Annotated in this window: 22 protein-coding genes; 7 read left to right on the plus strand and 15 right to left on the minus strand. The window is 69.2% G+C overall.

Translation table 11 applies throughout. The features are described from left to right. Positions 1 to 20: 20 nt before the first annotated feature. Together ACTWJ5_RS20765 and ACTWJ5_RS20770 are read right to left on the minus strand one after the other, a co-directional pair. Entirely contained in the window at positions 21 to 1,373 is a 1,353-nt protein-coding gene (locus tag ACTWJ5_RS20765) for an amino acid permease (RefSeq protein ID WP_249917115.1), read from the minus strand. Between the two features lie 37 nt (positions 1,374 to 1,410). Next, positions 1,411 to 3,678, minus strand: coding sequence for an Orn/Lys/Arg decarboxylase N-terminal domain-containing protein (locus tag ACTWJ5_RS20770; RefSeq protein WP_256511880.1), 2,268 nt, complete (start codon positions 3,676 to 3,678; stop codon positions 1,411 to 1,413). 992 nt (positions 3,679 to 4,670) lie between these two features. On the opposite strand from ACTWJ5_RS20770, the gene ACTWJ5_RS20775 reads away from it, so the two are divergent. Together ACTWJ5_RS20775 and glpD are read left to right on the plus strand one after the other, a co-directional pair. Continuing rightward, positions 4,671 to 5,426: a DeoR/GlpR family transcriptional regulator gene (locus ACTWJ5_RS20775; RefSeq protein WP_301501152.1), complete on the plus strand. Its 756-nt coding sequence runs from the start codon at positions 4,671 to 4,673 to the stop codon at positions 5,424 to 5,426. Between the two features lie 141 nt (positions 5,427 to 5,567). Continuing rightward, on the plus strand, positions 5,568 to 7,106 hold the full coding sequence (gene glpD, locus ACTWJ5_RS20780; protein ID WP_261748301.1) for a glycerol-3-phosphate dehydrogenase: 1,539 nt from the start codon (positions 5,568 to 5,570) through the stop codon (positions 7,104 to 7,106). A gap of 6 nt (positions 7,107 to 7,112) precedes the next feature. On the opposite strand, the gene ACTWJ5_RS20785 is transcribed toward glpD, so the two are convergent. From ACTWJ5_RS20785 to glnH, 5 genes are read right to left on the minus strand one after another with little or no spacing between them, the layout of a single operon-like run. Beyond that, positions 7,113 to 8,015 carry a MurR/RpiR family transcriptional regulator gene (locus tag ACTWJ5_RS20785; protein WP_024128311.1) on the minus strand — a complete coding sequence of 301 codons (903 nt, stop codon included), beginning with the start codon at positions 8,013 to 8,015 and terminating at the stop codon, positions 7,113 to 7,115. Further along, positions 8,012 to 9,070, minus strand: a complete 1,059-nt coding sequence (locus ACTWJ5_RS20790; RefSeq protein ID WP_444436443.1) for a C45 family autoproteolytic acyltransferase/hydolase — start codon at positions 9,068 to 9,070, stop codon at positions 8,012 to 8,014. Before ACTWJ5_RS20790 ends, ACTWJ5_RS20785 begins: the two co-directional genes overlap by 4 nt. A gap of 10 nt (positions 9,071 to 9,080) precedes the next feature. Next, complete coding sequence (gene glnQ / locus ACTWJ5_RS20795) at positions 9,081 to 9,803, minus strand: glutamine ABC transporter ATP-binding protein GlnQ (RefSeq protein WP_009619208.1); 723 nt, start codon at positions 9,801 to 9,803, stop codon at positions 9,081 to 9,083. Beyond that, positions 9,800 to 10,456 (minus strand): glutamine ABC transporter permease GlnP, encoded by a 657-nt coding sequence (gene glnP / locus ACTWJ5_RS20800; RefSeq protein ID WP_253392170.1) that lies wholly within the window; start codon positions 10,454 to 10,456, stop codon positions 9,800 to 9,802. The genes glnQ and glnP overlap by 4 nt, the downstream gene beginning before the upstream one ends. Positions 10,457 to 10,473: 17 nt before the next feature. Continuing rightward, the gene (glnH, locus tag ACTWJ5_RS20805) at positions 10,474 to 11,217 is read right to left on the minus strand and encodes a glutamine ABC transporter substrate-binding protein GlnH (protein ID WP_253392169.1); all 744 of its coding nucleotides are present in this window, start codon (positions 11,215 to 11,217) and stop codon (positions 10,474 to 10,476) included. Positions 11,218 to 11,582: 365 nt separating this feature from the next. On the opposite strand from glnH, the gene ACTWJ5_RS20810 reads away from it, so the two are divergent. Beyond that, positions 11,583 to 12,911, plus strand: a complete 1,329-nt coding sequence (locus tag ACTWJ5_RS20810; protein WP_253392168.1) for an aspartate aminotransferase family protein — start codon at positions 11,583 to 11,585, stop codon at positions 12,909 to 12,911. Between the two features lie 9 nt (positions 12,912 to 12,920). Continuing rightward, positions 12,921 to 13,484, plus strand: coding sequence for a carboxymuconolactone decarboxylase family protein (locus tag ACTWJ5_RS20815; protein ID WP_444436444.1), 564 nt, complete (start codon positions 12,921 to 12,923; stop codon positions 13,482 to 13,484). A 465-nt stretch (positions 13,485 to 13,949) separates the two neighbouring features. On the opposite strand, the gene ACTWJ5_RS20820 is transcribed toward ACTWJ5_RS20815, so the two are convergent. From ACTWJ5_RS20820 to ACTWJ5_RS20850, 7 genes are all read right to left on the minus strand, one after another. Then, the gene (locus tag ACTWJ5_RS20820; protein ID WP_253407015.1) at positions 13,950 to 15,029 is read right to left on the minus strand and encodes a PAS domain-containing protein; all 1,080 of its coding nucleotides are present in this window, start codon (positions 15,027 to 15,029) and stop codon (positions 13,950 to 13,952) included. A 102-nt stretch (positions 15,030 to 15,131) separates the two neighbouring features. Beyond that, positions 15,132 to 15,836: a type 1 glutamine amidotransferase gene (locus ACTWJ5_RS20825; RefSeq protein WP_116423815.1), complete on the minus strand. Its 705-nt coding sequence runs from the start codon at positions 15,834 to 15,836 to the stop codon at positions 15,132 to 15,134. A 163-nt stretch (positions 15,837 to 15,999) separates the two neighbouring features. Beyond that, positions 16,000 to 16,341 (minus strand): ribonuclease E inhibitor RraB, encoded by a 342-nt coding sequence (locus ACTWJ5_RS20830; protein WP_009619201.1) that lies wholly within the window; start codon positions 16,339 to 16,341, stop codon positions 16,000 to 16,002. 236 nt (positions 16,342 to 16,577) lie between these two features. Continuing rightward, entirely contained in the window at positions 16,578 to 17,477 is a 900-nt protein-coding gene (locus ACTWJ5_RS20835; RefSeq protein WP_074983633.1) for a DMT family transporter, read from the minus strand. 106 nt (positions 17,478 to 17,583) lie between these two features. Next, positions 17,584 to 18,345, minus strand: a complete 762-nt coding sequence (locus ACTWJ5_RS20840; protein ID WP_253407009.1) for an SDR family oxidoreductase — start codon at positions 18,343 to 18,345, stop codon at positions 17,584 to 17,586. Next, a complete protein-coding gene (locus ACTWJ5_RS20845; RefSeq protein WP_444436445.1) occupies positions 18,345 to 19,286 on the minus strand; it encodes an alpha/beta hydrolase in 942 nt (313 codons plus the stop codon). Before ACTWJ5_RS20845 ends, ACTWJ5_RS20840 begins: the two co-directional genes overlap by 1 nt. Then, complete coding sequence (locus tag ACTWJ5_RS20850) at positions 19,270 to 20,745, minus strand: flavin-containing monooxygenase (protein WP_444436446.1); 1,476 nt, start codon at positions 20,743 to 20,745, stop codon at positions 19,270 to 19,272. The genes ACTWJ5_RS20845 and ACTWJ5_RS20850 overlap by 17 nt, the downstream gene beginning before the upstream one ends. A gap of 153 nt (positions 20,746 to 20,898) precedes the next feature. Here ACTWJ5_RS20850 and ACTWJ5_RS20855 point away from each other — a divergent pair, with 153 nt between their 5' ends. After that, positions 20,899 to 21,906, plus strand: a complete 1,008-nt coding sequence (locus tag ACTWJ5_RS20855; protein WP_444436447.1) for an AraC family transcriptional regulator — start codon at positions 20,899 to 20,901, stop codon at positions 21,904 to 21,906. Here ACTWJ5_RS20855 and ACTWJ5_RS20860 read toward each other — a convergent pair. After that, the gene (locus ACTWJ5_RS20860; RefSeq protein WP_444436448.1) at positions 21,903 to 22,814 is read right to left on the minus strand and encodes a LysR substrate-binding domain-containing protein; all 912 of its coding nucleotides are present in this window, start codon (positions 22,812 to 22,814) and stop codon (positions 21,903 to 21,905) included. The genes ACTWJ5_RS20855 and ACTWJ5_RS20860 overlap by 4 nt on opposite strands. A gap of 115 nt (positions 22,815 to 22,929) precedes the next feature. Here ACTWJ5_RS20860 and ACTWJ5_RS20865 point away from each other — a divergent pair, with 115 nt between their 5' ends. Further along, the gene (locus ACTWJ5_RS20865) at positions 22,930 to 24,687 is read left to right on the plus strand and encodes an amidohydrolase (protein WP_444436449.1); all 1,758 of its coding nucleotides are present in this window, start codon (positions 22,930 to 22,932) and stop codon (positions 24,685 to 24,687) included. Between the two features lie 134 nt (positions 24,688 to 24,821). Continuing rightward, complete coding sequence (locus ACTWJ5_RS20870; protein ID WP_061561271.1) at positions 24,822 to 25,565, plus strand: TorF family putative porin; 744 nt, start codon at positions 24,822 to 24,824, stop codon at positions 25,563 to 25,565. Positions 25,566 to 25,583 lie beyond the last annotated feature (18 nt).

Here is a 25,583-nt window from a genome sequence, read left to right on the forward strand (position 1 = left end):
GCTCCAGCTGCGAACGGGCGCTAGTCGATTTCCGCCACCGGCAGGCCCTGCTGGCGGTTGCGCCATTGCCGCCAGGTGTACATCGGGATACCCGCCATGAACACCAGGAAGCCCCAGAAGATGGCCTGCTCGCCGGTACCGTAGAGGGCCCACAGCGAGTAGAGGAAGCCCAGCGAGCCGACGGCGATCAGCTGCGGCCGCGAGCGCGGCGAGAACTCGCTGGTGCGCACCGCCAGCAGCTGCAGCAGCGCCGCGGTGCAGAAGGCGTAGGGCACCACGCCGGTCATGGTGCCGAGCAGGATGATGACGTTGAACACGTCCACCAGGTTGCCCTGGCCGTCGATCAGCACCAGCACCGTCACCAGCAGCCCCGAGGCCCACAGGCCGTTGGCCGGTGCGCCGTGCTTGTTGAGCTTGCCGAGGGATTCGGGGAACAGCCCGTCGCGCGCCGGCGCCACCGGGATCTGCCCCTGCAGCAGCACCCAGCCGTTGAGCGCGCCGAGGCAGGCGATCACCGCGCCGGCGGCCACCAGGTAGTAGCCCCAGTCGCCCATCAGCACGCGCGCGGCGTCGGCGAAGGGCGAGGTCGACTTGGCCAGCACCTCCGGCGGCATCAGGCCCTGCACCGAGGTGATCGACAACACATACACGCCGGCCGCGGCCAGGGTGCCGAACAGCGTGGCGCGCGGGATGGTGCGCTTGGGGTCGCGCACGTCGTCGGCCGGCACCGTCGCCGATTCCAGGCCGATGAACGACCAGAGCGTCAGCGCCGCGGTGGTGGCGATGGCCTGGGCATAGCCCATGTTCGGCAACTGCTCGCGCGGCGGAATGGCCAGGTAGTCGGGGTTGAAGTGCAGCCAGCCGAGCACCCCGACCAGCAGCAGCGGGATCAGCTTGAGCGCGGTGAGCAGGTTCTGCACCACAGCGAAGGTGGCGATGCCGCGCAGGTTGATGAAGGTGCACAGCCAGATGGCGCCGATGGCGGTGGCCACCATCAGCAGCGGGTCGGCCAGCGCCGGGATGAACACCCGCAGGTAGCCCACCAGGGTCACGGCGATGGCGGCGTTGCCGATCCATGCGGCCTTCCAGTAGGTCCAGGCGCACAGGTAGCCGGCGAAGCTGCCGAAGCCCTCGCGGGTGTAGGCGTAGGGCCCGCCGGCGCCGGGGTTGAGCCGCGCCAGGCGGGCGAAGGTGAAGGCCAGCAGCACCGCGCCGGTGCTGGAGACCAGCCAGCCGAACAGGCTGAGCCCGCCATAGGCGGCGAGGCTGGAGGGCAGCAGGAAGACGCCCGAGCCGACCATGTTGCCGATCACCAGCGCGGTACAGCTCCAGAACCCCATGCTGCCTTTCTTGGCAGCCTCTCCCCCGCTCATCCTCGCTCCTTAGGTCCCGTCGCCCTGGACGACGGAATCAGCTGTCGGCATTTTCCACGATGCACTCAACTGTATAGCAGCGCCGGCCGTCCACGTCCTGCGCCTGCAGGCCATGCACATCGGAATCGAAACCGGGGAAGTCGTGTTCGAAGGTCCGGGCGAAGGCCAGGTAGTCGAGGATCGAGCGCGTCGCCTCGGTGAAGCGCTCGCCCGGCATGATCAGCGGGATGCCCGGCGGGTAAGGCACCAGCATGACCGCGGCGATGCGCCCTTCGAGGCGCTCGATGGGCACCGCCTCGACCTCGCCGCGCACCAGCTGGGTGTAGGCGTCGGCCGGGCGCAGCGCCAGTTCCGGCAGGATGGTGTACATGCGGCGCATGGCCTTGGCCGTGGCGTGCTCGCGGTAGCAGGCGTGCAACTGCTCGCAGAGGTCGCGCAGGCCCATGCCGGCGTAGCGCGCCGGGGCGGCCTGGAGCACGCTGGGCAGCGCCTCGGACAGCGGCGTGTTGCCGTCGTAGCTGCGCTTGAACTCCAGCAGCTCGGTGACCAGGGTGCTCCACTTGCCCTTGGTCACGCCCATGGAGAACAGCACCAGGAAGGAGTACAGGCCGGTCTTCTCCACCACCAGGCCGCGCTCCCAGAGGAAGCGGCCGACCACCGCGGCGGGAATGCCGTGTTCTTCAAGACGCCCGGCGGCGTTCAGGCCCGGGGTGGCCAGGGTGACCTTGATCGGGTCGAGCAGCACGTAGTCGTCTTCCACCTCGCCGAAGCCGTGCCACTCGGCGTCGGGCTCCAGCAGCCAGTCGCGGGTGCGCACCTCGTCGGTGCCCTCCACGCCCGGCGGCTGCCACACGCAGAACCACCAGTCGCCGGCCGCCAGGTTCTGCTGCACGTTGGCCAGGGCGCGGCGGAAGCTCAGGGCCTCGTCGAAGGTCTCCTGGATCAGCGAACGCCCGGCCGGCCCTTCCATCATCGCCGAGGCCACGTCCAGCGAGGCGATGATGCCGTACTGCGGCGAAGTGGAGATGTGCATCATGAAGGCTTCGTTGAAGCGCGCGCGGTCCAGGCGCCGCTTGCCGCCGTCCTGCACGTGGATCATCGAGGCCTGGCTGAAGGCCGCCAGCATCTTGTGCGTGGAATGCGTGGTGAACACCAGCGGGCCGTCCTCGCCGCGGCTGGTGGCCATGCCGTAGCGGCGGTCGTAGAACTCGTGGAAGGCGGCGTAGGCGTACCAGGCCTCGTCGAAGTGCAGCACCTCGACGCTGCCGTCCAGGGCCTGCTTGATCAGCTCGGCGTTGTAGCACAGGCCGTCGTAGGTGGAATTGGTCACCACCGCCAGCCGCACCTTCGGCTCGCGGCCGCGAGCCAGGGGGTTGGCGGCGATCTTCGCGGCGATCGACTCGCGGCTGAACTCGGACAGCGGAATGGGCCCGATGATGCCCAGCTCGTTGCGCTCCGGGCACAGGTACAGCGGGATGGCGCCGGTCATGATGATCGAGTGCAGCACCGACTTGTGGCAGTTGCGGTCCACCAGCACCAGGTCGTCGCGGCTGACCATGGAGTGCCAGACGATCTTGTTCGCCGTGGAGGTGCCGTTGATCACGAAGAAGGTGTGGTCGGCACCGAAGTTGCGCGCCGCGCGGGCCTCGGCCTCGGCCAGCGGGCCGGTGTGGTCGAGCAGCGAGCCCAGCTCGGGCACCGAAACGGACAGGTCCGAGCGCAGGGTGTTCTCCCCGAAGAACTGGTGGAAAGCCTGCCCCACCGGGCTCTTGCGGTAGGCCACGCCGCCGCCGTGGCCAGGCGTGTGCCAGGAATAGTTGGACTGCGCGGTGTGCTCCACCAGGGCGCGGAAGAACGGCGGCAGCAGGCCCTCCAGATACTTGCGCGCGGCCCGCGAGACCTGGCGGGCGAGGAAGGGCACGGTGTCTTCGAACAGGTAGAGGATGCCGCGCAGCTGGTGCAGGTCGGCCATGGACTCGGCCGGCGCGTTCTCGATGGTCATCTGCTCGCCGAGGGCGAAGATCGGCAGCTGCGGCGCCCGCACCCGCGCCACGCGGATCAGCTCGACCACGTCCTGCAACAGGCGCTGGTTCTCCCCCGCCCCCTCGGCGGCGACCAGGATGCAGGCCAGGCCATGGTGGGTGGAGGCGACGATGCGCCCCTCGGTGGCACTGGCGGTGGAAAGGATGCTGAAGCCGTCCAGCTCCAGCTCGCGGGCGATGCCGCGGACGCGGTCGCCGGCGACGGTGTCGGCCTTGATGTCGCGGTGGACGATGAGGATGGGGAATTTCAGATCTTTATACATTGTGAGCCCCGAATGCTGACGGAGGCTTTCCGTCGATCCCCTGCAGCGTATGGGCTTACATTCCGCAGGGGAATAGGGTCGGCTGTTGGCTATAAGAATAGGTCGCACGGGCGAAAGGCGGGGGGTTGGGGGAGGTTGTTGGTGGTGTGGGTGTTGGGTGTTGAAGAGCGCCCTCTCCCCAGCCCTCTCCCTGAAGGGAGAGGGGGCTGTCCTGAGCGATGCGTCGGTCAGGCGCCATCCTTCCAACCCTAACCTCACCCCGTCATTCCCGCGAACGCGGGACGCGGCTCCATCGCGAACAGCGCTTGCGCTGGCCCGAAGGGGAATAACCCAGTTGCCTCAGCTTGGGTGTTTCTGCGCCGCTCCGAGTCTGCCTGGCCTTCTTGTTTCGCCCCCTCGGGCGAGTCCCTTTTGTCAAACGCCACAAAAGGAACCAAAAAGGCTTGCCCCAACATACGGGCCCGATAAAGCCGGGCTACCCTCACGAATTCCCCCGCCACGGAGGCCCGCCCCGAGGGTACGTCCCTGTAGCCCGCGGGGCTCTCGCGACATCCATGTCGCATGACCTCCTGAGCGCCGGTTTCGCTCGGCCTTCTGAAGGGGCGTTCCGGTGCGCTCGGCTGTTTCTCTGGAAGTCCCAGAGCAAACGCGCTTTTGCTTTTGCTTTTCGTAGGAGCGAGCTTGCTCGCGAACCCCGCAGTCATTGGGTTCCCGCGTTCGCGGGAATGACGAGGATGGGTTAGGAGTATCAGGATGACTCCAGATTTTCCGTCCACTCAGGACAGCCCCCTCTCCCTTCAGGGAGAGGGTTGGGGAGAGGGCGCTCTTACCCCCAACACCGCAGCCCCCGGCAAACCCCATTCGCGAGCAAGCTCGCTCCTACGAAAAGCGGGAATGACGGGGTGCGAGGACGGCGCCTAAAACACCCCCACATGACAGCCCCGCCCCACTCCGGCATCCTTGACCCTCCGCCCCGCCCCACGAGAGCGCAGATGAACCTGCCCCCCCGACAGCAAGACATCCTCGACCTGGTCCGCGAACGCGGCTACCTGAGCATCGAGGAGCTGGCCCAGCAGTTCGCCGTCACCCCGCAGACCATCCGCCGCGACATCAACCAGCTCGCCGAGCGCAGCCTGCTGCGCCGCTACCATGGCGGCGCGGCCTGGGATTCGAGCATCGAGAACACCGCCTACAACACCCGCGCCGACCAGATGCGCGACGAGAAGCAGCGCATCGCCGAGGCGGTGGCGGCGCAGATTCCCGACGACGCCTCGCTGTTCATCAACATCGGCACCACCACCGAGGCCATCGCCCGCGCCCTGCTCGGGCATCGCCACCTGAAGATCATCACCAACAACCTGCACGTCGCCGCCACCCTCAGCGCCAAGGACGACTTCGAAGTGCTGGTGGCCGGCGGCACCGTGCGCAGCGACGGCGGCGTGGTCGGCCAGGCGGCGGTGGACTTCATCGAGCAGTTCCGCGCCGACTTCGCCCTGGTGGGCATCAGCGGCATCGACGAGGACGGCAGCCTGCTGGACTTCGACTACCAGGAAGTGCGCGTCTCCCGCGCCATCATCGACAACGCCCGGCAGGTGTTCCTCGCCGCCGACTCCAGCAAGTTCGGGCGCAACGCCCTAGTGCGCCTGGGGCCGATCGGCCTGGTCGACCGCCTGTTCACCGACGCCGCGCCGCCGCCCGCCGTGGCGCGCCTGCTGGCCCAGCACAAGGTACAGCTGGAGCTGGTCTGACGCGCTTTACGTTCGAATCCGAAAATTCCCGGTAAATCAGCCGAATGGCTGGGCTTCAGCCTGGCCATCCGGCGCTCGCTCGCCTATCCTATTTTCGAATTCGAACGCATTTATGTTCATTTCCAGCCAAGAGGACGCCCCATGAGCCATTCCCACAAGCGCTCCGCTCCCCTGGCTGAGGTCTACGACCTGGCGGTGGTCGGCGGCGGCATCAATGGCGCGGGCATCGCGGCGGACGCCGCCGGGCGCGGCCTGCTCACCTTCCTTTGCGAACAGCACGACCTGGCCAGCCATACCTCCTCGGCCAGCAGCAAGCTGGTCCACGGCGGCCTGCGCTACCTGGAACACGGCGAATTCCGCCTGGTGCGCGAGGCCCTGGCCGAGCGCGAGGTGCTGCTGGCCAAGGCGCCGCACATCGTCCACCCGCTGCGTTTCGTGCTGCCGCACCAGCCGCACCTGCGCCCGGCCTGGATGATCCGCGCCGGGCTGTTCTTCTACGACCACCTGGGCCGGCGCGAGAAGCTGCCCGCCTCCCGTAGCCTGCGCTTCGGCGCCGACAGCCCGCTGCAGGAACATCTGCGCCGCGGCTTCGAGTATGCCGACTGTTCCGTCGACGACGCCCGCCTGGTGGTGCTCAACGCCATGGCCGCCCGCGAGCGCGGCGCCCACGTGCACCCGCGCACCCGCTGCGTCAGCGCGCGGCGCAGCAAGGGCCTGTGGCACCTGCACCTGGAGCGCGACGACGGCAGCCTCTATTCCATCCGCGCCCGCGCCCTGGTCAACGCCGCCGGGCCCTGGGTGGCGCAGTTCCTCCGCGACGACCTGCGCCAGCGGCCGCCCTACGGCATCCGCCTGATCCAGGGCAGCCACCTGGTGGTGCCGCGGCTGTACGAGGGCGAGCAGGCGTACATCCTGCAGAATGAGGACCGCCGCATCGTCTTCGTCATCCCCTACCTGGGGCGCTTCACCCTGATCGGCACCACCGACCGCGAATACCTGGGCGACCCGGCGAAGGTGCAGATCAGCGACGAGGAAACCGGCTACCTGCTGGCGGTGGTCAACGCCCACTTCAAGCGCCAGTTGCATCGTGAAGACATCCTATGGAGCTTCTCCGGGGTGCGCCCGCTGTGCGACGACGAGTCCGACGAGCCGTCCGCCGTCACCCGCGACTACACCCTGGCGCTGCAGGGCGCGCCAGGCGAGGCGCCGCTGCTGTCGGTGTTCGGCGGCAAGCTGACCACCTACCGCAAGCTGGCCGAGGCCGCCCTGGCCGAGCTGGCGCCGACCTTCCCGCGCCTGGGCCCGGCCTGGACCGCCGATGCCCCGCTGCCCGGCGGCGAAAACATGAGCAGCCCCGAGGACCTGGCCGTCGAACTGCTGGCCAGGCATCCCTGGCTGCCGGCCGGTCTGGCGCGGCGCTGGGCCACCAGCTACGGCACGCGCAGCTGGCGCCTGCTCGACGGGGTGAAGGGCGAAACCGAGCTGGGCGAACACCTGGGCGCCGGGCTCTACGCCCGCGAGGTGGACTACCTGTGCCGCGAGGAATGGGCCGAAGGCGCCGAGGACATCCTCTGGCGCCGCAGCAAGCTCGGGCTGTTCCTCGATGCCGCGCAGAAGCTGCGCCTGGCCGAGTACCTGGCCCGAGAACATCCGCGCAAAGCCAGCGTGCAGGTAGCCTGAGCAGGCTCAGAGCGAGGCGTTCAACTCGCTGATCAGCGCTTCGCGATGCTTGAGCGAGGCCAGCGCGCTCTCGCCCAGCCGTCCGGCCACCTCGCTGAGCAGCCCCTGGGCCAGGAGCATGAAGGCGCACATGCTGTTGCTGTAGAACAGGCTGTGGTTGGGCACGTAGAAGCTGTGCGCCGCCACCCGCGCCAACGGCGAACTCGAAGAATCGGTCAGGGCCACCACCTCGATGCCGTGGCGCGCCGCCACTTCGGCGGTGGCCAGCACGCTCGGCGTATAGGGGAAGCAACTGGCGACCACCAGCACGTCGCCGGCATCCAGTTGCGCCAGGGCATCGGCCACGCCCTGGCGGTTGGAGTCCAGCGCCGCCACGTCGGGGCGCAGCATGCCCAGGCCGTAGGACATGAACAGCGCCAGCGAGGTGAACTGGCGCATGCCGTGGATGCGCACGCGGCGCGCGCCGGCCAGCAGCTCCACCACGCGGGCGAACGCTTCCGGCTCCACCTGCTCGATCAGGCTGGCGATGTTGGCGCTTTCCTGCCGGCCCAGGCGCGTCAGGCGCGACAGGGTGCTGTCGGCGGGGGTCAGCAGCAGGCGCGAGGCCTGGTCGCTGTAGAAGCTCTTGCCCTCGGTCAGCTCGCGGCGGAACACGTCCTGGAACTTGCTGAAGCCGCCGTAGCCCAGGCGCTGGGCCAGGCGCGAGAGGGTCGAGGCGTTGACCCCCAGCTGCTCGGCCAGCTCGCTGATGGACGACACCGCGGTGCGCTGCGGCGCCTCGATCAGCGCCGTCAGCACGCGGCGCGAGCTGGCGCCCAGGGAGATGCCCGCCTCGCCGCGCTCGATGTCCTCCAGCAGTTGCTTGAGGGCTCCCAGGTTGTCGGGCAGGGCGGCGGGCGCTTGGCTCATCGTGCGGGTCCAGGTTCGGGATCGGGGCGGACACTGCCCCGGGCCTCGACCTCGCGGGTATCGGGCTGGCAGTGGACGCGCCATTCTACCGAGTTCGCCCCGATGCGGAACACGGCCGTGGCCAGGGTGTTCTCCTCGTCCGGGTCGTCCGCCGCGCGGCGGTACACCGGCAACTCGGCGTCCGCCGTGTCGCGCAGGATGGCCAGCGCCCGCTCCTCGTCCAGCAGCGCGGGCGCCCCGGCCAGCAAGGCATCGACGCGCTGCTGGCGGCTGCCGGAACTGCCGGTGATGCGCTGGCCGGCGGCGTCCAGGCCAGCATCCAGCAGGTGATTGGAATGCCCCGCCGGATGCTGGATTTCCCGCACCGCCACGCCAGAGGAACAGGCCTCGACGCTGAACAGCTGGCTCGCCCCCACCTGCCCCAGGGCATGGTGGAAGGCGCCGGCGCGCCCCGCCGTGGACAGCACGGCGACGGCCTGCGCCAGGCTCCCGGCATCCAGCACCGCCCGGGCCAGCACCTGGCGCGGCAGGCCCGCCGGGATGGCGCGCGGGCGGATGTTGTTGACCGTGCTGACCAACCCGCGTTCGTTCACCGCGAAGGTGTGGCCGGGGATCGAACCGGGGTAGACGAAGCTGGTGAAGCCCAGGCCCTGCTCGGGTTGCGCGTGGAGCAGGCCGCAGAAGCCGTCGAGCGAAGGCAGGCCATCCTCGTTGTGAGCGATCAGCCAGCCGCCTTCGGCGGGGCCGAACACCGTGGTGCAACCGTCGACGCTGGCGTCCTGGACGAAATCGCCACGGCAGTTCCACAGGAAGACTTCCTCCAGCGGCAGTTCCAGGCCGTCGGCCAGGCCGCGCAGTTCGTCCCAGATGCGCGGGAACTGCGCCTGGACCTGCGCCTGCATGCGCTGCGCCGCGGCCGAGCCGGCCCGCGCCGCCAGGCTGTGCCACAGCGGCAGCGGGCGCAGGCGCTGGTGCACCGCGTCGCGGCCGAAGCGGCCCAGGCCCAGGCCGATTTCGTAGGCGCTGCCGGAAAGGTTCAGGGGGCTCAGGCTCATGGGGCGACCTTCAGGCGACATGCTGCAGGAACTCCCGCAGGCGCGGGCTGGTGGGGTTGCCGATCAGGCTGGCGGGCTCGCCGTCCTCGGCGATGCGGCCCTTGTCGATGAAGATCAGCCGCGAGGCGACCTTGCGCGCGAAGTCGATCTCGTGGGTGACGATGACCATGGTCATGCCCTCCTCCGCCAGGTCCTTCATCACCTGCAGCACCTCGTGGCGCAGCTCCGGGTCCAGCGCCGAGGTCGGCTCGTCGAACAGCATCAGCTTGGGCTTCACCGCCAGGGCGCGGGCGATGGCCACGCGCTGCTGCTGGCCGCCGGAGAGCTCCGACGGATAGTGCCCGGCGCGCTCGGACAGGCCGACCTTGGCCAGCAGCTCGCGGGCCAGCGCCTCAGCCTCGGCCTTCTTCGCCCCGCGCACGCGGATCGGGCCGAAGGCCACGTTCTCCAGCGCGGTCATCTGCGGGAACAGGTGGAACTGCTGGAACACCATACCCGCTTCCTGGCGGATCAGGCGCTCGTCCACCTTGGGATCGTTGACCTCCATGCCGTCGACGAACAGCTCGCCGCCGGTGATCACCTCCAGCTTGTTGATGCAGCGCAGCAGCGTGGACTTGCCCGAGCCGGAGGGGCCGATGATCACCACCACCTCGCCGGAACCGATCTTCAGGTTGATGTCGTGGAGCACCTCGGTCTGGCCGAAATGCTTGGAAACCCGCTTGAACTCGATCATAGGATCTTCAGCCTCGACTCCATGCGCCGCAGCACGTAACTCAATACCAGGGTGATGACCAGGTAGATCACCGCCACCGCCGACCAGATCTCCATCGCCCGGAAGTTGCCGGCGATCACCTCCTGGCCCTGGCGGGTCAGCTCAGCCACGCCGATGACGATGAACAGCGAGGTGTCCTTGATGCTGACGATCCACTGGTTACCCAGCGCCGGGATCATCCGCCGGAAGGCCAGCGGGGCGATCACGTAGCGCAGGGTGTCGCGCCCGGACAGCCCCAGGGCCAGCCCGGCCTCGCGGAACCCGCGGTTCACCGAGAGCAGCGCGCCGCGGGTGATCTCGGCGATGTAGGCGCCGGAGTTGATCATGATGGTGACCACCGCCGCGCTGAACGGGTCGATGCGCACCGGGACCATCAGCGGCAGGGCGAAGTAGATGAACATCACCTGGACCATGATCGGCGTGCCGCGGATCAGCTCGACGAACACCAGCGCCAGGCGGCTGGAGAAGAAGCCGCCGTAGGCGCGGCCGACACCGGCCAGCAGGCCGATCACGGCGCCGCCGGCAAGGCCCAGGATGGAAATCCACAGGGTCAGCCGGGCGCCCTCGAGCAGCACCGGCAGCGCGTCCCAGATGGCGGACCATTGGAAATGCATGGGGTTCTACCTCCGGCTCACTTGGGATCGGTGCCGAACCACTTGCGGTAGATCTGCGCGTAGGTGCCGTCTTCGCGCAGCTTCTTCAGCGCGGCGTTGACCGGCTCGCGCAGCTCGCTGCCCTTGGGGAAGCCGATGCCGTACTGCTGCGCCATCATCTGCTCGCCGACGGCCTTCACCTGGCCGTCGCCGGCGGTCTTGATGTAGTAGAGGACGTTCGGCGTGTCGTGCATGGCGGCGTCGACGCGGCCGGTGCGCAGCTCCAGGTAGGCGTTGTCGACGTTGGGGAACTGGCGCAGGTCGGCGGCCTTGAGGTTGGCCTTGGCGTAGTCCGCCGCCGAGGTGCCGCTCTTCACCGCCAGGCTCTTGCCGGCGATGTCGGCCTCGCCCTTGATGCTGTCGTTGTCGGCCTTGACCATCAGCAGGAAGCCGCTGTCGTAGTAGCCGTCGGAGAAGTCGATGACCTGCTTGCGGTCTTCCTTGATGGTGATGCCGGCCAGCGCGGCGTCGACGTTGCGCGTCTGCAGCGCGGGGATGATGCCGTTGAAGTCCATCGGCTTGAGCTGGTAGGTGACGCCCATCTCCTTGGCGATGGCCGCCCACAGGTCGATGTCGAAGCCGACGTACTTGTCGCCCTGCTTGAACTCGAAGGGCACGAAGGCGGTGTCGGTGGCGATCAGCAGTTCCTTGTCGGCGGCCATGGAGCTGGCGGCGGCGAACAGGGACAGCGCGGCGAAGGAGGCTTGAAGCAGCTTTTTCATGCAGGTCTTCCTCTTGCAGGTCGGTGGATGCGCCCCGCCTGGGCGGGGCGCGCATTAGCGGCAGTTCGATCGCAACGGGCCGGGGCCCGGACTTTATTGTTTTGAGCGGCTAACCCACGGAAGGGGCTGCATGCACAGAGTGCTTTTTCGCAAAATAAACATGCAATAAATTCGATTGCAAGTATTTTTCTCACTCCTTGCCGGGGCTTTGCGGACGAGAGCCAGGCGGAATTTCGCCTGGGGCTTCTCTGTTTCGCCACTTTCAGCCGATCATGAGCTGTCCTGGCCGCGCAATGGGCACGCAACAAAAGATTGCCAAGATAAAAAATGCAATTAATATTTGCGCAATCACCCCGGAGGTCACCATGAGCCACGTCCTGCACCGCAGCCTCACCCAGCCCTACCCCACGGCCGTCCGCGGCGACGGCGCCTACCTGGTCGACAGCGAAGGCCGCCGCTACCTGGACGCCAGCGGCGGCGCGGCGGTGTCCTGCCTGGGCCACAGCGACCCGGCGGTGATCGAGGCGGTGCGCCGGCAGGTCGGCACCCTGGCCTATGCGCACAGCTCCTTCTTCACCACCGAGCCCATGGAACAGCTGGCGGACTTCCTGGTCGCCCGCGCGCCGGCGGGCATGCGCTCGGTGTACTTCGTCAGCGGCGGCTCCGAAGCGGTGGAGGCGGCGCTCAAGCTGGCCCGCCAGTACTTCGTGGAGATCGGCCAGCCGCAACGCACGCACCTGATCGCCCGCCGCCAGAGCTACCACGGCAACACCCTCGGCGCCCTGGCCACCGGCGGCAACGCCTGGCGGCGCCAGCAGTTCCAGCCGCTGCTGATCGACGTCAGCCACGTCAGCCCCTGCTACGCCTACCGCGACCAGGCCGCCGGCGAGACGCCCGAAGCCTATGGCGAACGCCTGGCCCGGGAGCTGGAAGCGGAAATCCTCCGCCTGGGCGCGGACAAGGTCATGGCCTTCGTCGCCGAGCCGGTGGTGGGCGCTACCCTCGGCGCGGTGCCCGCGGTGCCCGGCTACTTCAAGCGCGTGCGGGAAATCTGCGACCGCCACGGGGTGCTGCTGATCCTCGACGAGGTGATGTGCGGCATGGGCCGCACCGGCAGCCTGTTCGCCGCCGAGCAGGAAGGCATCAGCGCCGACCTGATCACCATCGCCAAGGGCCTGGGCGCCGGCTACCAGCCGATCGGCGCCACCCTGGTGAGCGAGCGCATCCACAATGCCATCGCCCAGGGCTCGGGCTTCTTCCAGCACGGCCACACCTACATCGGCCACGCCACCGCCTGCGCCGCGGCCCTGGCGGTGCAGAAGACCATCGAGGAACGCGGCCTGTTGGCCCGCGTGCGCAGCCTCGGCCTCGACCTGCAGCAGCGACTGCAACAGGCCTTCGGTGCCAACCCGCATATCGGCGACATCCGCGGCCGCGGGCTGTTCCAGGGCCTGGAACTGGTGGCCAAGCGCGACGGCAAGGCGCCCTTCCCCGCCGAGGCGAAGCTGCACGCGCGGATCAAGAAGGCAGCCATGCAGGAAGGCCTGCTGTGCTATCCCATGGGCGGCACCCTGGACGGCCGCCGCGGCGACCACATTCTCCTGGCGCCGCCCTTCATCCTCGAAGAGGCGCAGCTGGACGAACTGGTGGACAAGCTGCAGCGCGCCATCGACCAGGCCATCGGCAGCCTCTGAGGAAAGCCCATGAAGATCACCTCGCGCCTCACCCCGCTCACCGACGAGAACATGGACGACGAGCAGCGCCGTGTGCTGAGCGACATCCTCAGCGGCCCGCGCGGCAACCTCGACGGCCCCTTCCTGGCCTGGGTGCACAGCCCGCAGCTGGCCGACAGCGCGCAGAAGCTGGGCGCCTTCTGCCGCTACGGCACGCGCCTGGAACTGCGCCTGAGCGAATTGGCGATCCTGCTTACCGCGACCTGGTGGCAGTCCCAGGCGGAATGGCAGATCCACGAGCCCATCGCGCGCCAGGCGGGGCTGGCCGAGGGCGTGATCGAAGCGCTGCGGCGTGGTGGGGAACCGTCTTTCGAGCGGGACGATGAACGCCTGGTGTATCGCCTGGGGTGGAGTCTCTATGCCACTAAGCGGATCGAGCAGGCGCTCTATGACGAGGGCGTGGAGGCGTTCGGCGAGGCCGGGATGGTGGAACTGGTGGGGATCTTCGGCTACTACGCGCTGGTGGCCATGACCCTCAACGCCTTCGCCGTGCAGCGCGAGACGGAGGCGCCGCTGCCCTTCGCCGAGCCTTGAGCGCCGGCCCTGCCGGCGCAATCGCGGATGAATCCGCTCCTACAGGACGACGGCGTATAACCGCGAACGGTTATACGCCCTACCCCACCCCACACCATTCCCCTGCGTGCGCAACTGACTTGCAGGCCGCGCCGGGGCGCTCTTCGTAGGAGCGAGCTTGCTCGCGAATGAGCCCCGCAGCGGAGTCCGTTCGCGAGCAAGCTCGCTCCTACGAAAAGCCGTACATCCTGGAACCGTAGGAGCGGACCTTGTCCGCGATAGCCGGCGGTATCGGCGCAATTCGCGGATGGGATCCGCTCCTACGTTGTTTTCTGGCTTCCCGCGTTCGCGGGAATGACGTCGGAAAACACGAATCTCAATCCCGTCATTCCCGCGAACGCGGGAACCCAATAGACAGACGCCCCACCCACGCCATTCCCCTGTAGGAGCGCGCCCTGCGCGCGAAATCGCGGGCAGGGCCCGCGCCTACCCGGCCAGCTGCGCCTCCAGTTCGGCGATGCGTGCCTGCAGGCGTTCGCGTTCGGCGCGGGCCGGGCCTATGTCTTCGTAGACGCTGATCAGGTGCTCCGGCAGGCCGTCCTGGCGGCGGCGCTGCAGCGAGGTGCGGGCGCGCACCCAGACGTAGCGGCCGTCCTTGCGCCGGCAGCGCTTTTCCACCACGTAGCGGTCGATCTCGCCGGCCAGCATGCTGCGCAACAGCTGCAGGTTGCGCTCCAGGTCGTCGGGGTGGGTGAGTTGCTGGAAGGTCATGCCGTAGAGTTCCTCGGCGCTGTAGCCGAGCAACTCGCAGAGGCTGCCGTTGACGCGCTGCCAGGTGCCGTCCAGGCCGATGTAGGCCAGCGCGCCCCAGGTCAGCTCGAAGATGGCGCGGAAGCGCTCCTCGCTGTTGCGCAGCTCTTCCTCGGCGGCCATGCGCGCGGTGTTGTCCATGCTGATGCCGACTATCTTCACCGAGCGCCCGGCGCTGTCCTTGACCACCCGGGCGCGGGAGGCGATCCAGCGCAGCTCGCCGTCCGGGCGGTAGATGCGGAAGTCGCACTCGCAGCCGCTGCCTTCGGCGATGGCCTGGTCGTACATGGCGCGCATGGCGGCCACGTCCTCGGCCGGCAGGTGCGGCCAGAAGTCCTGGTTATGACTCACCGGCCAGCCGTAGACCTCCTCCACGTTGGGCGAGTAGGTCACCTCGTCGCTGATCAGGTTCCACTCCCAGGTGACGATGCGCGCGCTCTCCTGGGCCAGCTTCATGCGCGCCTCGCTCTCCATGATCTCGGCGGTGTAGCGGCGGCGCACGTCGGTCATCGGCAGTTCGATGGGCTCCAGCGCCTGCAGGTCGCGCACCGCCTCCTCGCCGTAGCGCAGCCAGATCCAGTTGACCTTGAGGAAGGCGGCCAGCTTGCGCAGGTTGTCGTAGTCGATCTCGCCGCCGCGCGTCCACTTGTGCACCGCGGTGCGCGAGATGCCCAGCGCGGTGGCCACGGCCTGCAGGGTCAGCTTGTTGAGCTCGAGCAATTCCTTGAGGCGGAAGGCGAAGCTGTTTTCCGTCATGCGCGGTCCTGTCCTGGAAGAAGCCTGGAGCCGCAGTATACACAGTTGTAAACCACCGGATTACAGCAAACCCCGGGGCGCACGGCCGTGCGCCCCGCCCGCTCACGCCAGGCCGGCCAGCTTCAGCCAATGGGCGTAGAAGCCCTCGGCCACGCGGTTCAGTTCAGCCACCTTGCGCGGCAGGTCGGCGAGCATCACCTCGGCGCTTTCCTGGCTCGGCTGGCTGGGGTCCAGGTACTGCGGCCAGCCGTTGATCCAGCCGCTGACCAGCTCCTCGGTCATCTCCGGGTGGCCCTGCAGGCCGAGGACGAAGCCGCCCCAGGAGAAGCCCTGGTTGGCGCACCAGGGGCTGGACAGCAGGTGCTCGGCGCCCTCGGGCAGCTCGAAGGCATCGCCGTGCCACTGGTAGATCGGGAATTCCTCGGGCAGGTGCGCCAGCCACGGACTCGCGGACTCCAGGCGGCGCATCGGCTGCCAGCCCATCTCGGTGTAGCCCTGCTGGCGGATCGACGCGCCGAGGGCCTTGGCCAGCAACTGGCCGCCCAGGCAGTGGCCGATCAGCGGCACCCGGCGCTCGATGAAACGGCGCAGCGCCGCCACCTCGGTGCGCAGCCAGGGCAGGTCGTCGTTCACGCTCATGGGGCCGCCCATGATGGCCACGGCCTTCGGGCGCTCCAGGTCGTAGCCGTCCAGCTCGCCGTGGTCGGCGCGGCGCACCTCGAAGCCCAGGCCGGCGCGGTCGAGCACGCGGGCCAGGTGGCCCGGCGGGCAGAAGTCGGCGTGGGTCAGGATCAGGATATCGGTCATGCTTACCTCCGCGCGGCAGTCTGCCGCAAAAGGCGCGCGACCATAACCCCCAGCGCGCCCGCGGGCAGGCCCGCACCGCCTTCCGGCGGCGCGGGCGCATTGGGTTCATGGGAGTGGGAAGCCACCGGCCGACGCGGCCTGGCGGCGAGACGAACGTGTTGGATCAGGGACGCAGGCTGCTCACTTCCTGGGTAACCCCCCAGCCGTCGAGCACACCTCCGAGCGGCGCCACGACTTCCTCCAGGTCGTGTTCGAATGCGCCGATCGCCGCGTGGGTGGCGAACATCACCTTGCTGATCTGCAGGTTCCAGCCACCGTCGGAACGGGCTTCGACCTGGGCCCTCAGGGATTCGCCGCGGAATTGCCGGGCGGCCTGGCGGGCGTTCTGTTCATCGGGAAAGATGGCGAAGAAGTCGATGGGATGAATGCGGGCGAAATCGAAGCCCCCTTCCTTCATCCGGCGCAGCACATTGACACTGATATCCTCCGAGAGGGGCTTTTCCATGGTACGCACCTCCTTTCGAGACGTTCAGGGTTTCACCTAGTTTCCCAGCCGATGCGGGCCCGGCTTGCAGCCGAACCCGCGGCGGGCACTTCGCTGTGCCACAGGAAACGCCAAAAATGCTTCAACGTCCCCCAATTGGTCGCCAAAGGTCTTGAACTGGCAGGCAGGAAGGCCCGTCTGCCGGCGACCAACAGTTTCAGCGTAGCGTCTATGCAGGCCGAATGCCGCCCTACCGGTCAGTCGGTACGTTCGGCGGCGACGGGCGGCAGCGCCGCGGGGCGCGTCGCCAGCAGCAGGGCCGCCAGCACCAGGGCCATGCCCAGGGCGTGGCTGGCGCCGAAACGCTCGCCCAGCAGGCTCACGCCGACCAGCGCCGAGCCCACCGGCATCAGCCCGGTGAACAACCCGGCGGTGCTGGCCGGCACCCGGGAGATGCCGCGGTACCACAGCAGGAACGACAGCACGCTGGCGCTCAGGGCGTAGAACAGCGTCCAGCCCCAGGTCGCCGTCGGCACCGCGCGCCAGTCCAGCGCCCGCGCCTCGGGCAGCGCCAGGGGCAGGAACAGCAGCAGCCCGGCGAGGTTGACGCCCAGGGCCATGGTCCAGGGGTGCAGGTGCAGCGACAGGCGCCGCGAGTAGATGGCGAACAGCGCCTCGGCGAGCACGGCGCCCAGCACCAGGGCATTGCCCGGCACGCCGCTCTGGCCGCCCGCCGGGCGCTCCAGCAGGTTCAGCGCGGCGATGCCCAGCACCGCCAGGGCGATGGCCAGCAGGCCGCGCGGCTCCAGGCGCTCGCGCAGCCACAGCCAGGCCAGCAGGGCGATAACGCTGGGCGTGGCGCTGGTGATGATGCCGGCGCTGGTCGCCGAGGTCAGTTGCACGCCATGCAGCATGCAAATGCTGAACAGGAAGCAGCCGAAGAAGGCCTGCAGGAACAGCCCGCGGCAGGCGCCGCCATCCAGCCCCGCGCGCACCCGCGGCAGGGCCAGCCCGGGCAGCAGCACCAGGCTGGCGATGAGGAAGCGCAGCAGGGCGAACAGGTAGACGGGCAGCTCTTCCAGCACCAGCTTGCCGATGGCGATGTTGCCGCCGACCAGCAGCATCGACAGGGCCAGGCAGAAATAGGCGAAAGGCATGGCGGCTTCCTTGCGGCGGGCGAAGGGAAAGGCGGCCGACTTCCTACGGCCGCGGACCAGCCCTACAGCATCCGGGCTGCACCCCATGGGTGCAAGCCCCTTTCCGTCACTCGCGGCTGAGCCAGCCCATCACCCAGCGGTTGAGCGCCGGCGGCGACAGCTGGCCGGACCAGTACATCGCCCGGAACAGCGCGCCGATGGGCCGGTGCACCCCGCTGCGGTGGGCCTGGCGCCAGGCCGCCGCGGCGATGTCCTCGGCCCGCAGGTGCAGGCCCAGGCGGCGCAGCACCGGCGGCTCGTAGCCCTGGCTGGTGACCATGGGCGTGCGCACGAAGGGCGGCATCAGGTCGGCGACGCGGATGCCATGGCGCCGCCACTCCAGTTCCAGCGCCTCGGTGAAGCCGCGCACGGCGAACTTCGAGGCCGAGTAGGTGGCCATCTCCGGCACCCCGTACAGCCCCGACGCCGAGCCCATGTTCAGCACCTGGGCGCCGGGCGTGGCCTTGAGGTGCTCGAAGGCGGCATGGCAGCAGTTGAGCAGGCCCTGCACGTTGATCGCCAGCAGGCGGGCGTGGTCCTGCGCGGGGATTTCCTCGAAGCGGCCGAAACGCAGGATGCCGGCGCAGTTGAACAGCAGGCGCAGGCAGCCGTCGCCGGCGCCGACGAAGTCCGCCAGCGCCTCGCGCACCGCCGCCGCGTCGGTCACGTCCAGCGCCCGCTGCCAGGCGCCGCCCAGTTCGGCGGCGAGCCCGGCCAATGCCTCGACGTTCAGGTCCAGCAGGCCGACGCGCCAGCCGCGGGCATGGAACAGCCGCGCGCTGGCCGCGCCTATGCCGGAGGCCGCGCCGGTGATCAGGATGCTGTGCATCAGCGCCCTCCCCCGAGGTACCGGCCGAGGAAGCCCGCCACCTCGCCCAGGGCCTGGTCGGCGATGCGCAGCACCCCGGCGTGGGCCTGGAACACGTGCCAGCAGTCGCGGTAGCGCTGCAGGGTGACGTCCACTCCCCGCTTACGCGCCGCGCCGGCCAGGCGCAGGCTGTCGTTGCGCAGCACTTCGTCCTCGCCGACCTGGATCAGCAACGGCGGCAGCCCGGCCAGGTCGGCGAACAGCGGCGACAGCTGCGCCGAGTCGCGCGCCACGCCGGGCGGGCAGAACATCGCGATAGCGCTTTCCACCCAGGCGCGGCTGATCAGCGGGTCGCCGGCCTTTGGCTGGTGCCACTGGCTGCAGCTGACGTCGGTGACCGGCGAGAACACCACCAGCGCGCCGGGCAACGGCAGGCCGCGTTCCTTCAGCGCCACGGCCAGTTGCAGGGTCAGGTGGCCGCCGGCCGAATCCCCGGCCACGGCCAGCCGCGCCGGGTCCTGGCCGCGCGCCAGCAGCGCCTGGTACACCGCCAGGGCATCTTCCAGCGGCGCCGGGAAGCGGTGTTCCGGGGCCAGGCGGTAGTCCGCCGCGCACACATCGAGGCGGCCCAGGCGCGCCAGGTTGGCGGTGATCGCCCGGTGCGTGGCCGGCGAGCCCGCCAGGTAGGCCCCGCCGTGCAGGTAGAGCAGCGTGCGGCCTTCGCCCCGGCCCGCGCGCTGCCATTCGCAGGGCACCCCGGCGATGACTTCCGCACCGCGCTGCACGCCGCGTGGGGTCAGGGTGGCGGCAGTAAGCGCGCTCAGCACCCGGCGCTGCATCGACACCGGGATCGACGGGCGCATCAGCCCGCGGAACAGCAGGCGCAGGGTGCCGCGCAGCAGGCCGGCCAGCAGGCGTTGCGAGGCGGAAACGGGCGGTGCGAACTCAACGGGCGCATTCATAGTCGGCGAACTCCGGCTGGCGGGTCTGTTGGCGGTAGCGGAAGGTGAAGCCCGGCCAGTTGTTGGTGTTGCGGCCGGCGGCGGTCTTGTACCAGCTGTCGCAGCCGCTCTCCCACACGGTGTGCTGCAGGCCGTGCTGCAGGGCCTGGTTGTAGGCGCGCTGCACCTCGGGCTTCACGTCCAGGTAGCGCAGGCCCTGGCGGTCCAGGTGGCGCAGGCAGGCCAGCACGTAGGGGAACTGGCTCTCCAGCATGTAGACGATGGAGTTGTGCCCCAGGTTGGTGTTCGGCCCGTAGAGGATGAACAGGTTGGGGAAGCCGGCGACGCTGATGCCCTTGTAGGCCTCGGCGCCCTCGGCCCAGGCCTGTTCCAGCCAGCGCCCGCCCAGGCCCTGGACGCGCAACGGGGCGAGGAACTCGGTGGCGGCGAAGCCGGTGCCGAAGACGATGGCGTCCACCGGGTGGCGCTGGCCGTCGCGGGTGACGACGGCGTCCCCGGTCACCCGCTCGATGCCGCTGTCGATCACCCGCACGTTGTCCCGCGCCAGCGCCGGGTAGTAGTCGTTGCTGATAAGGATGCGCTTGCAGCCCAGCGGGTAGTCCGGGATCAGCCGCCGGCGCAGCTGCGCGTCGGCGATGCCGCGGCGCAGGTTCAGGCGGAAGCTCAGCTGCATGAACTTCATCAGCGGCGGGAAGGTGGAAAAGGCCAGTACCCGCGCCTCGTGCTGCAGGTACTTGAGGCCACGGTCCAGGCGCTGCAGCCAGGGCAGGCGCGCCTTCAGGCGGCGTTCCCAGGCGGCGTAGGGGCGGTCCGGCTTGGCGATCACGTAGGGCGCGCTGCGCTGGAACAGCAGCAGCTCGGCCACCTGCGGGGCGATGCGCGGGACGAACTGGATGGCGCTGGCGCCGGTGCCGATCACCGCCACGCGCTTGCCGCGCAGGTCGGCGCGGTGGTCCCAGCGCGCCGAGTGGAAGGCCACACCCTTGAAGCCGTCGAGCCCGGCGATGCGCGGGTACAGCGGCCGGCTCAGCTGGCCGGTGGCGCAGACCAGGGCGCGGGCGCGCAGCGTCTGGCCGTCGGCGCAGCGCACCTGCCATTCCCCGGCGGCCTCGTCGAAGCTGGCATCCACCGCCTCGCAGCCGAAGCGGATGCGCTCGCGCAGGCCGTACTTGTCGGCGCAGTGGCGCAGGTAGTCGAGGATTTCGGCCTGCGGGGCGAACTTGCGGCTCCAGTCGGCCTTGGGCTCGAAGGAGAAGGAATACAGGTGCGAAGGCACGTCGCAGGCGGCGCCGGGGTAGCTGTTCTCGCGCCACACGCCGCCGACGTCGGCAGCCTTTTCGAGGATCAGGTAGTCGTGGATGCCGGCCTGTTGCAAGCGGACGGCCAGGCCCAGGCCGCCGAAGCCGGCGCCGATGATCAGCACGCGCAAGGGTGCCGGATCACGGGAAGTATTGTGCATTGTTGTGCTCCCGGTTTGGCTGGACGGCGGCCGCGCGGGGCCTGCCGTCATCCGCCGCGCTGGCGGATGAGCATAGGCTAGTGCCGCCGGCGGCGCCGGTTTATGGCATAGTCGGACATTAAATTGTGATTTCCGGACAAGACGGAGCCCGCGATGCCCGACCAGCCCCGGCCCAGCCGTCGCAGTGCCCTGAGCGTGCAACTGCTCACCCAGTTCGGCCTCGACCATGGCCTGGCGCTGGAGGACTGCCTGCACGGCAGCGGCCTGGACCTGGCAGTGCTAGCCGACCCGGCCCGCGAGATCGACGCCGCCTGCGAACTGCAGGTGCTGCACAACCTGGCGCAACGGCTGCCCGCCGGCAGCGGCCTGCAGGCCGGCCTGCGCTACCACCTGAACACCTACGGCATCTGGGGTTTCGCCCTGCTCAGCAGCCCGACCTTCCGCAGCGCCGCCCTCCTCGGCCTGCGCTACCTGGGGCTGACCTACGTGTTCACCCGCCTGGAATTGCTGGAGGACGGCGCCGAGGCCCACCTGCTGCTGGACGACAGCGACGTGCCGGAGGACGTCCGCGCCTTCGCCTGCGAGCGCGACCTGGGCGGCGTGCTGCGCATCCAGCGCGACCTCACCGGGCGCCCGCTGCCGATCCTGCGCGCCGAATTCCGCCGCCCCCGACCTGCCGACGGCAGCCTGTACCTGGCCGAACTGGGCGTGGAACCGGCGTTCGGCCAGCCCGCCAACCGCATCGTCTTCGCCAGCACCGCCCTCGACCTGCCGCTGCCCGGCGCCAACCCGCAGGTGGCGCGGCACTGCGAGGAAGAGTGCCGCGCACTGCTGGCCCGCCGCCAGGAACTGGGCGGCCTGGCCGGGCGCATCCGCGACCGCCTGCTGCGCACGCCCGGGCGCCTGCCGGACATGGAGCAGGTGGCGGCGGAACTGCACATGACCTCGCGCACCCTGCGCCGCCGCCTGCAGGACGAGGGCAGCAGCTACCGCGCCCTGCTCGACGAGGTGCGCCAGGCCCTGGCCGAGGAACTGCTGGGCACCGGCGCCATCCGCCTGGAAGAGATCGCCGAGCGCCTGGGCTATGGCGAGGTGTCCAACTTCATCCACGCCTTCAAGCGCTGGAAGGGCGTGCCGCCGGGGCGTTTCCGCGGGCGCTAGGCCTCGATGCCCAGTTGGCGCAGGGCCTCTTCCAGGTGCTCGATGAAGGCGAGGATCTTGCGCGTGGCGCGCCTGTGGCTGGGATAGACGGCGAGGATGCGCTGGCCGAAGGCGTCGGGGTCGAAGTGGTAGTCCTCCAGCACGCTGCACAGGCGCCCGTCGCGCAGGTAGGGCTGGACGCTCCACAGCGGGCAGGGCATCAGGCCCCTGCCCTTGAGGCAGGCGGCCAGCAGCAGTTCGTGGTTGTCGCTGGTCAGGCGCCCCTCGCGCAGGATGGAGAAGCGCTCGCCGTCGCGCTCCAGCCACCAGCGGGTGTCCAGCGCCGGGTGCCAGTAGGTCAGGCGGTCGTGCTCGGCCAGTTCCAGCGGGTGCAGCGGCTCGCCGCGGCGCGCCAGGTACTCGGGGCTGGCGCAGAGCACCAGGCGGTTCGCCACCAGCGGCCGCACGATCAGCCCCGGCAGGTTGCTGTGGCCCAGGCGCAGGGCCAGGTCGTAGCGGCCGTCGAGCAGGTCGACGTAGCTGTCGCTGAGGTCCACCTGCAGGCGCAGTTGCGGGTGCTGGATGAGGAAGTCGGCGCAGACGTCATTGAGGAAGGCCGCGCCGAAGGCCAGCGGCGCGGTGATCCGCAGGCTGCCGCGCAGGCTGTGCTGCAGCTGGCCGATCTCCTCGGCGGTCTCGTGCATGCGCGCCAACACCTCGCGGGCGCTGTCCAGGTACAGCTGCCCGGCCTCGGTCAGGGCCATGCTGCGGGTGGTGCGCTCGAACAGGCGCGCGCCGAGGCTGGCCTCCAGCTGGCCGATGGCCTTGGTCACCGCCGAGGGCGTCTTGCCCAGTTGCTCGGCGGCGCGGCTGAAACTACCGGTCTCGGCGCAGGCGACGAAGAGAGCGAGGCTGCTGAACCTGTCCATATTCTTTCCAGATTTTCACAAGTCTTGTGCCAGCGACTGGCTTTCGGGAAATAGCCCCGGGCCATTAGCCTCTTGCCCAGACCAATAAAAATCAACCACCAAGCAAGGGGGAAGCATGCGAAGGCTCATCAAGGGCGCACTCGCTGTCGCAATCGCACTGGGCACTTTGGAAGCCCACGCACAAACCGCCGACCTGATCCTGTACAACGCCAAGGTCTTCACCGCCGAGCCCGGGCAGCCGCTGCAGCAGGCGCTGGCCATCGCCGGCGACAAGGTGCTGAAGGTCGGCAGCGACCAGGAAGTGCGCGCCCTCGCCGACGCCCACAGCCGCCAGGTGGACCTGGGCGGCAAGCTGCTGATGCCCGGCTTCATCGACAGCCACTCGCACGCCATCTTCGGCGGCCTGGAGCTGATCGCCGCGAGCATGGAGGACGAGCAGGTCGGCCTCGACGAACTGGCGCAGCGTTTGCGCGAGGCCCGCGACAACGGCAAGGCCCGGGTCGGCGACATCCTGGTGCTGAACGGCATGCACTCCAGCTACTGGTCCCAGGCCGAGGGGCTGGCAAAGATTTTCAATGCCGGCGAATGGGCCCAGGTGCCCATCGTGCTCATCGGCAGCGACCACCACACCGCCTGGGCCAACGCCGCCATGCTGCGCCGCGCCAAGCTGGACGCGGCGCTGGTGCGCTCGCTGCCGGCCACCGAGCAGCAGAACATCGGCCACGCGCCGGACTTCACCCCCAGCGGCTTCGTCGTCGACTCCGGCTTCGACCGCGTCGCCGCAGCCATGCCCGCCGCCGACCAGCAGACCCTCGACCGCGCCGGCCTGGCCGCCGTGCGGTACAACAATAGCCTGGGCATCACCGCCTGGATGGACCCGGCGGCCAACGGCAGCCCAGGCCAGGCGCTGTTCGACATCAAGCCCACGGAACGCACCGTCGGCGTGTTGCCGGTGTACCGCGACCTGGCGCAACAGGGCCGGCTCAGCGCCCACGTCGCCGCGCTGCTGGTGGTCAACCCGAAGAGCCGCCCGGCGGACCTGGCGGTGATCGACAAGGTGCGCCAGCAGTTCCAGGGCATCCCCAACCTCAGCCTGCCGGGCATCAAGGTGTTCGCCGACGGCGTGCTGGAATATCCGGCGCAGTCCGCCGCGCTGCTGGAGAACTACAACAACCTGCACAAGCCCGGCGAGCTGCTGCTCGATCCGCGGCACTTCGGCGAGCTGGTCAGCGCCGCCGACGCCCGCGGCTGGCTGGTGCACATCCACGCCATCGGCGACCGCGCGGTGCGCGAATCGCTCAACGGCATCGCCCAGGCGCGCAAGGACCGGCAAAGCGGCGTCACCCACTCCATCACCCACCTGCAACTGGTCAACCCGGCGGACTTCCCGCGCTTCAGGCAACTAGGCGTGATCGCCTCGATGCAGCTGGACTGGGCCACCGCCGAGGACTACACCCTCGACCTGGTCAAGCCCTACATCGCCGACGACGCCTTCCGCTACATGTACCCGGCCAAATCGCTGCTGGACGCCGGCGCCACCATCGCCGGAGCCAGCGACTGGCCGGTGTCCACCCCCGACCCGCTGAAGGCGATGTACCAGGCGGTGACGCGCCAGGGCCCGAAGGGCGTGCTCAACCCCGAGCAGCGCATCGACCGCCAGGCCATGTTCTACGCGTACACCGCCAATGCCGCGAAGGCCATCGGCCTGGGCGAGAAGATCGGCAGCCTGGCCCCCGGCAAGCAGGCCGACCTGGTGGTGCTCGACCGCGACCTGTTCAGCGTCCCCGACGCCGAACTGGGCGAGGCCAAGGTGCTGCACACCCTGTTCGGCGGCCGCGAGGTCTACCGCGCCGACGGCCAGGAAGCGCTCTGACGCCGTTCGCTCCAATGCCGGGCTGAAGCCCGGCCCTTCCCGCCGCCCCTTCCCTTTCGCTTCCCGGCTCGCCGGCGGGAGGGGGCTGCGCGGGCTTTTTTCCTGCCCACACAAGCACAACAAAGGGTAAGTCCATGAAGTACAAAGCACTCGTCCTCGGCGCGGCGCTCGCCTGCGCGCCTTTCACCAGCAGCCATGCGCTGGAGCTGACCGAGGACCTCTCGGTCCAGCTGGAGGCCACCCTGGCCAGCGACTACCGCACCCGCGGCATCTCGCAGACGCAGAACGACCCGGCCATCCAGGCCGCCGCCACCCTGCAGCACAGCAGCGGCCTGTACCTGGGCGTGTGGAGCTCCAACGTCGACTTCGGCTACGGCCTGAAGACGCGCCAGGAGCTGGACTACTACGCCGGCTGGTACTGGCAGGCCACCGACGCGGTGAGCCTGGACCTGGGCTACATCCAGTACCGCTACCCGAAGGAAGGCCAGTTCAACCAGAGCGAGGTCTACGCCGTCCTCAACGCCTACGGCTTCGAGCTGGCCAGCTATTACTCCAAGGACATCACCACCTACGTCGGCAAGGACCAGAGCCAGCTCTACAGCTACGTTGGCTACGGCTTCGAGCTGCCGGCCGGGTTCCAGGCCAAGCTGCGCTATGGCCGCAACGACGCCAAGGACCCGCTGTACCTCGCCGGCGACGGCGGCACGCGCAGCACCTATCACGAATGGGAGGCGAGGCTGGACAGGGAGTTCGCCGGCATCGACTGGTCGCTGAGCTACATCGACACCGACCTGTCGCAGAGCGAATGCTTCAACTGGCAGGGCTTCAAGGACATCTGCACGGCGACCGTGGTGGCGCGGGCGACGAAGCGGTTCTGACGTCGCGGCGGGTCTCGC

Origin of the sequence: Pseudomonas sp. A6 (genome assembly GCF_052367875.1) — a bacterium.
GTDB classification, from domain to species: domain Bacteria; phylum Pseudomonadota; class Gammaproteobacteria; order Pseudomonadales; family Pseudomonadaceae; genus Pseudomonas; species Pseudomonas citronellolis.

Bases quoted from the DNA above. Each gene is read 5' to 3' on its own strand.
- ACTWJ5_RS20765 (WP_249917115.1), bottom strand. From the start codon at position 1,373: ATGAGCGGGGGAGAGGCTGCCAAGAAAGGCAGCATGGGGTTCTGGAGC.
- ACTWJ5_RS20810 (WP_253392168.1), top strand. From the start codon at position 11,583: ATGAGCCACGTCCTGCACCGCAGCCTCACCCAGCCCTACCCCACGGCC.
- ACTWJ5_RS20825 (WP_116423815.1), bottom strand. From the start codon at position 15,836: ATGACCGATATCCTGATCCTGACCCACGCCGACTTCTGCCCGCCGGGC.
- ACTWJ5_RS20870 (WP_061561271.1), top strand. From the start codon at position 24,822: ATGAAGTACAAAGCACTCGTCCTCGGCGCGGCGCTCGCCTGCGCGCCT.
- glnP (WP_253392170.1), bottom strand. From the start codon at position 10,456: ATGCATTTCCAATGGTCCGCCATCTGGGACGCGCTGCCGGTGCTGCTC.
- ACTWJ5_RS20865 (WP_444436449.1), top strand. From the start codon at position 22,930: ATGCGAAGGCTCATCAAGGGCGCACTCGCTGTCGCAATCGCACTGGGC.
- ACTWJ5_RS20830 (WP_009619201.1), bottom strand. From the start codon at position 16,341: ATGGAAAAGCCCCTCTCGGAGGATATCAGTGTCAATGTGCTGCGCCGG.
- ACTWJ5_RS20850 (WP_444436446.1), bottom strand. From the start codon at position 20,745: ATGCACAATACTTCCCGTGATCCGGCACCCTTGCGCGTGCTGATCATC.
- glnH (WP_253392169.1), bottom strand. From the start codon at position 11,217: ATGAAAAAGCTGCTTCAAGCCTCCTTCGCCGCGCTGTCCCTGTTCGCC.
- ACTWJ5_RS20845 (WP_444436445.1), bottom strand. From the start codon at position 19,286: ATGAATGCGCCCGTTGAGTTCGCACCGCCCGTTTCCGCCTCGCAACGC.
- glnQ (WP_009619208.1), bottom strand. From the start codon at position 9,803: ATGATCGAGTTCAAGCGGGTTTCCAAGCATTTCGGCCAGACCGAGGTG.
- glpD (WP_261748301.1), top strand. From the start codon at position 5,568: ATGAGCCATTCCCACAAGCGCTCCGCTCCCCTGGCTGAGGTCTACGAC.
- ACTWJ5_RS20790 (WP_444436443.1), bottom strand. From the start codon at position 9,070: ATGAGCCTGAGCCCCCTGAACCTTTCCGGCAGCGCCTACGAAATCGGC.
- ACTWJ5_RS20785 (WP_024128311.1), bottom strand. From the start codon at position 8,015: ATGAGCCAAGCGCCCGCCGCCCTGCCCGACAACCTGGGAGCCCTCAAG.
- ACTWJ5_RS20815 (WP_444436444.1), top strand. From the start codon at position 12,921: ATGAAGATCACCTCGCGCCTCACCCCGCTCACCGACGAGAACATGGAC.
- ACTWJ5_RS20775 (WP_301501152.1), top strand. From the start codon at position 4,671: ATGAACCTGCCCCCCCGACAGCAAGACATCCTCGACCTGGTCCGCGAA.
- ACTWJ5_RS20820 (WP_253407015.1), bottom strand. From the start codon at position 15,029: ATGACGGAAAACAGCTTCGCCTTCCGCCTCAAGGAATTGCTCGAGCTC.
- ACTWJ5_RS20770 (WP_256511880.1), bottom strand. From the start codon at position 3,678: ATGTATAAAGATCTGAAATTCCCCATCCTCATCGTCCACCGCGACATC.
- ACTWJ5_RS20860 (WP_444436448.1), bottom strand. From the start codon at position 22,814: ATGGACAGGTTCAGCAGCCTCGCTCTCTTCGTCGCCTGCGCCGAGACC.
- ACTWJ5_RS20855 (WP_444436447.1), top strand. From the start codon at position 20,899: ATGCCCGACCAGCCCCGGCCCAGCCGTCGCAGTGCCCTGAGCGTGCAA.
- ACTWJ5_RS20840 (WP_253407009.1), bottom strand. From the start codon at position 18,345: ATGCACAGCATCCTGATCACCGGCGCGGCCTCCGGCATAGGCGCGGCC.
- ACTWJ5_RS20835 (WP_074983633.1), bottom strand. From the start codon at position 17,477: ATGCCTTTCGCCTATTTCTGCCTGGCCCTGTCGATGCTGCTGGTCGGC.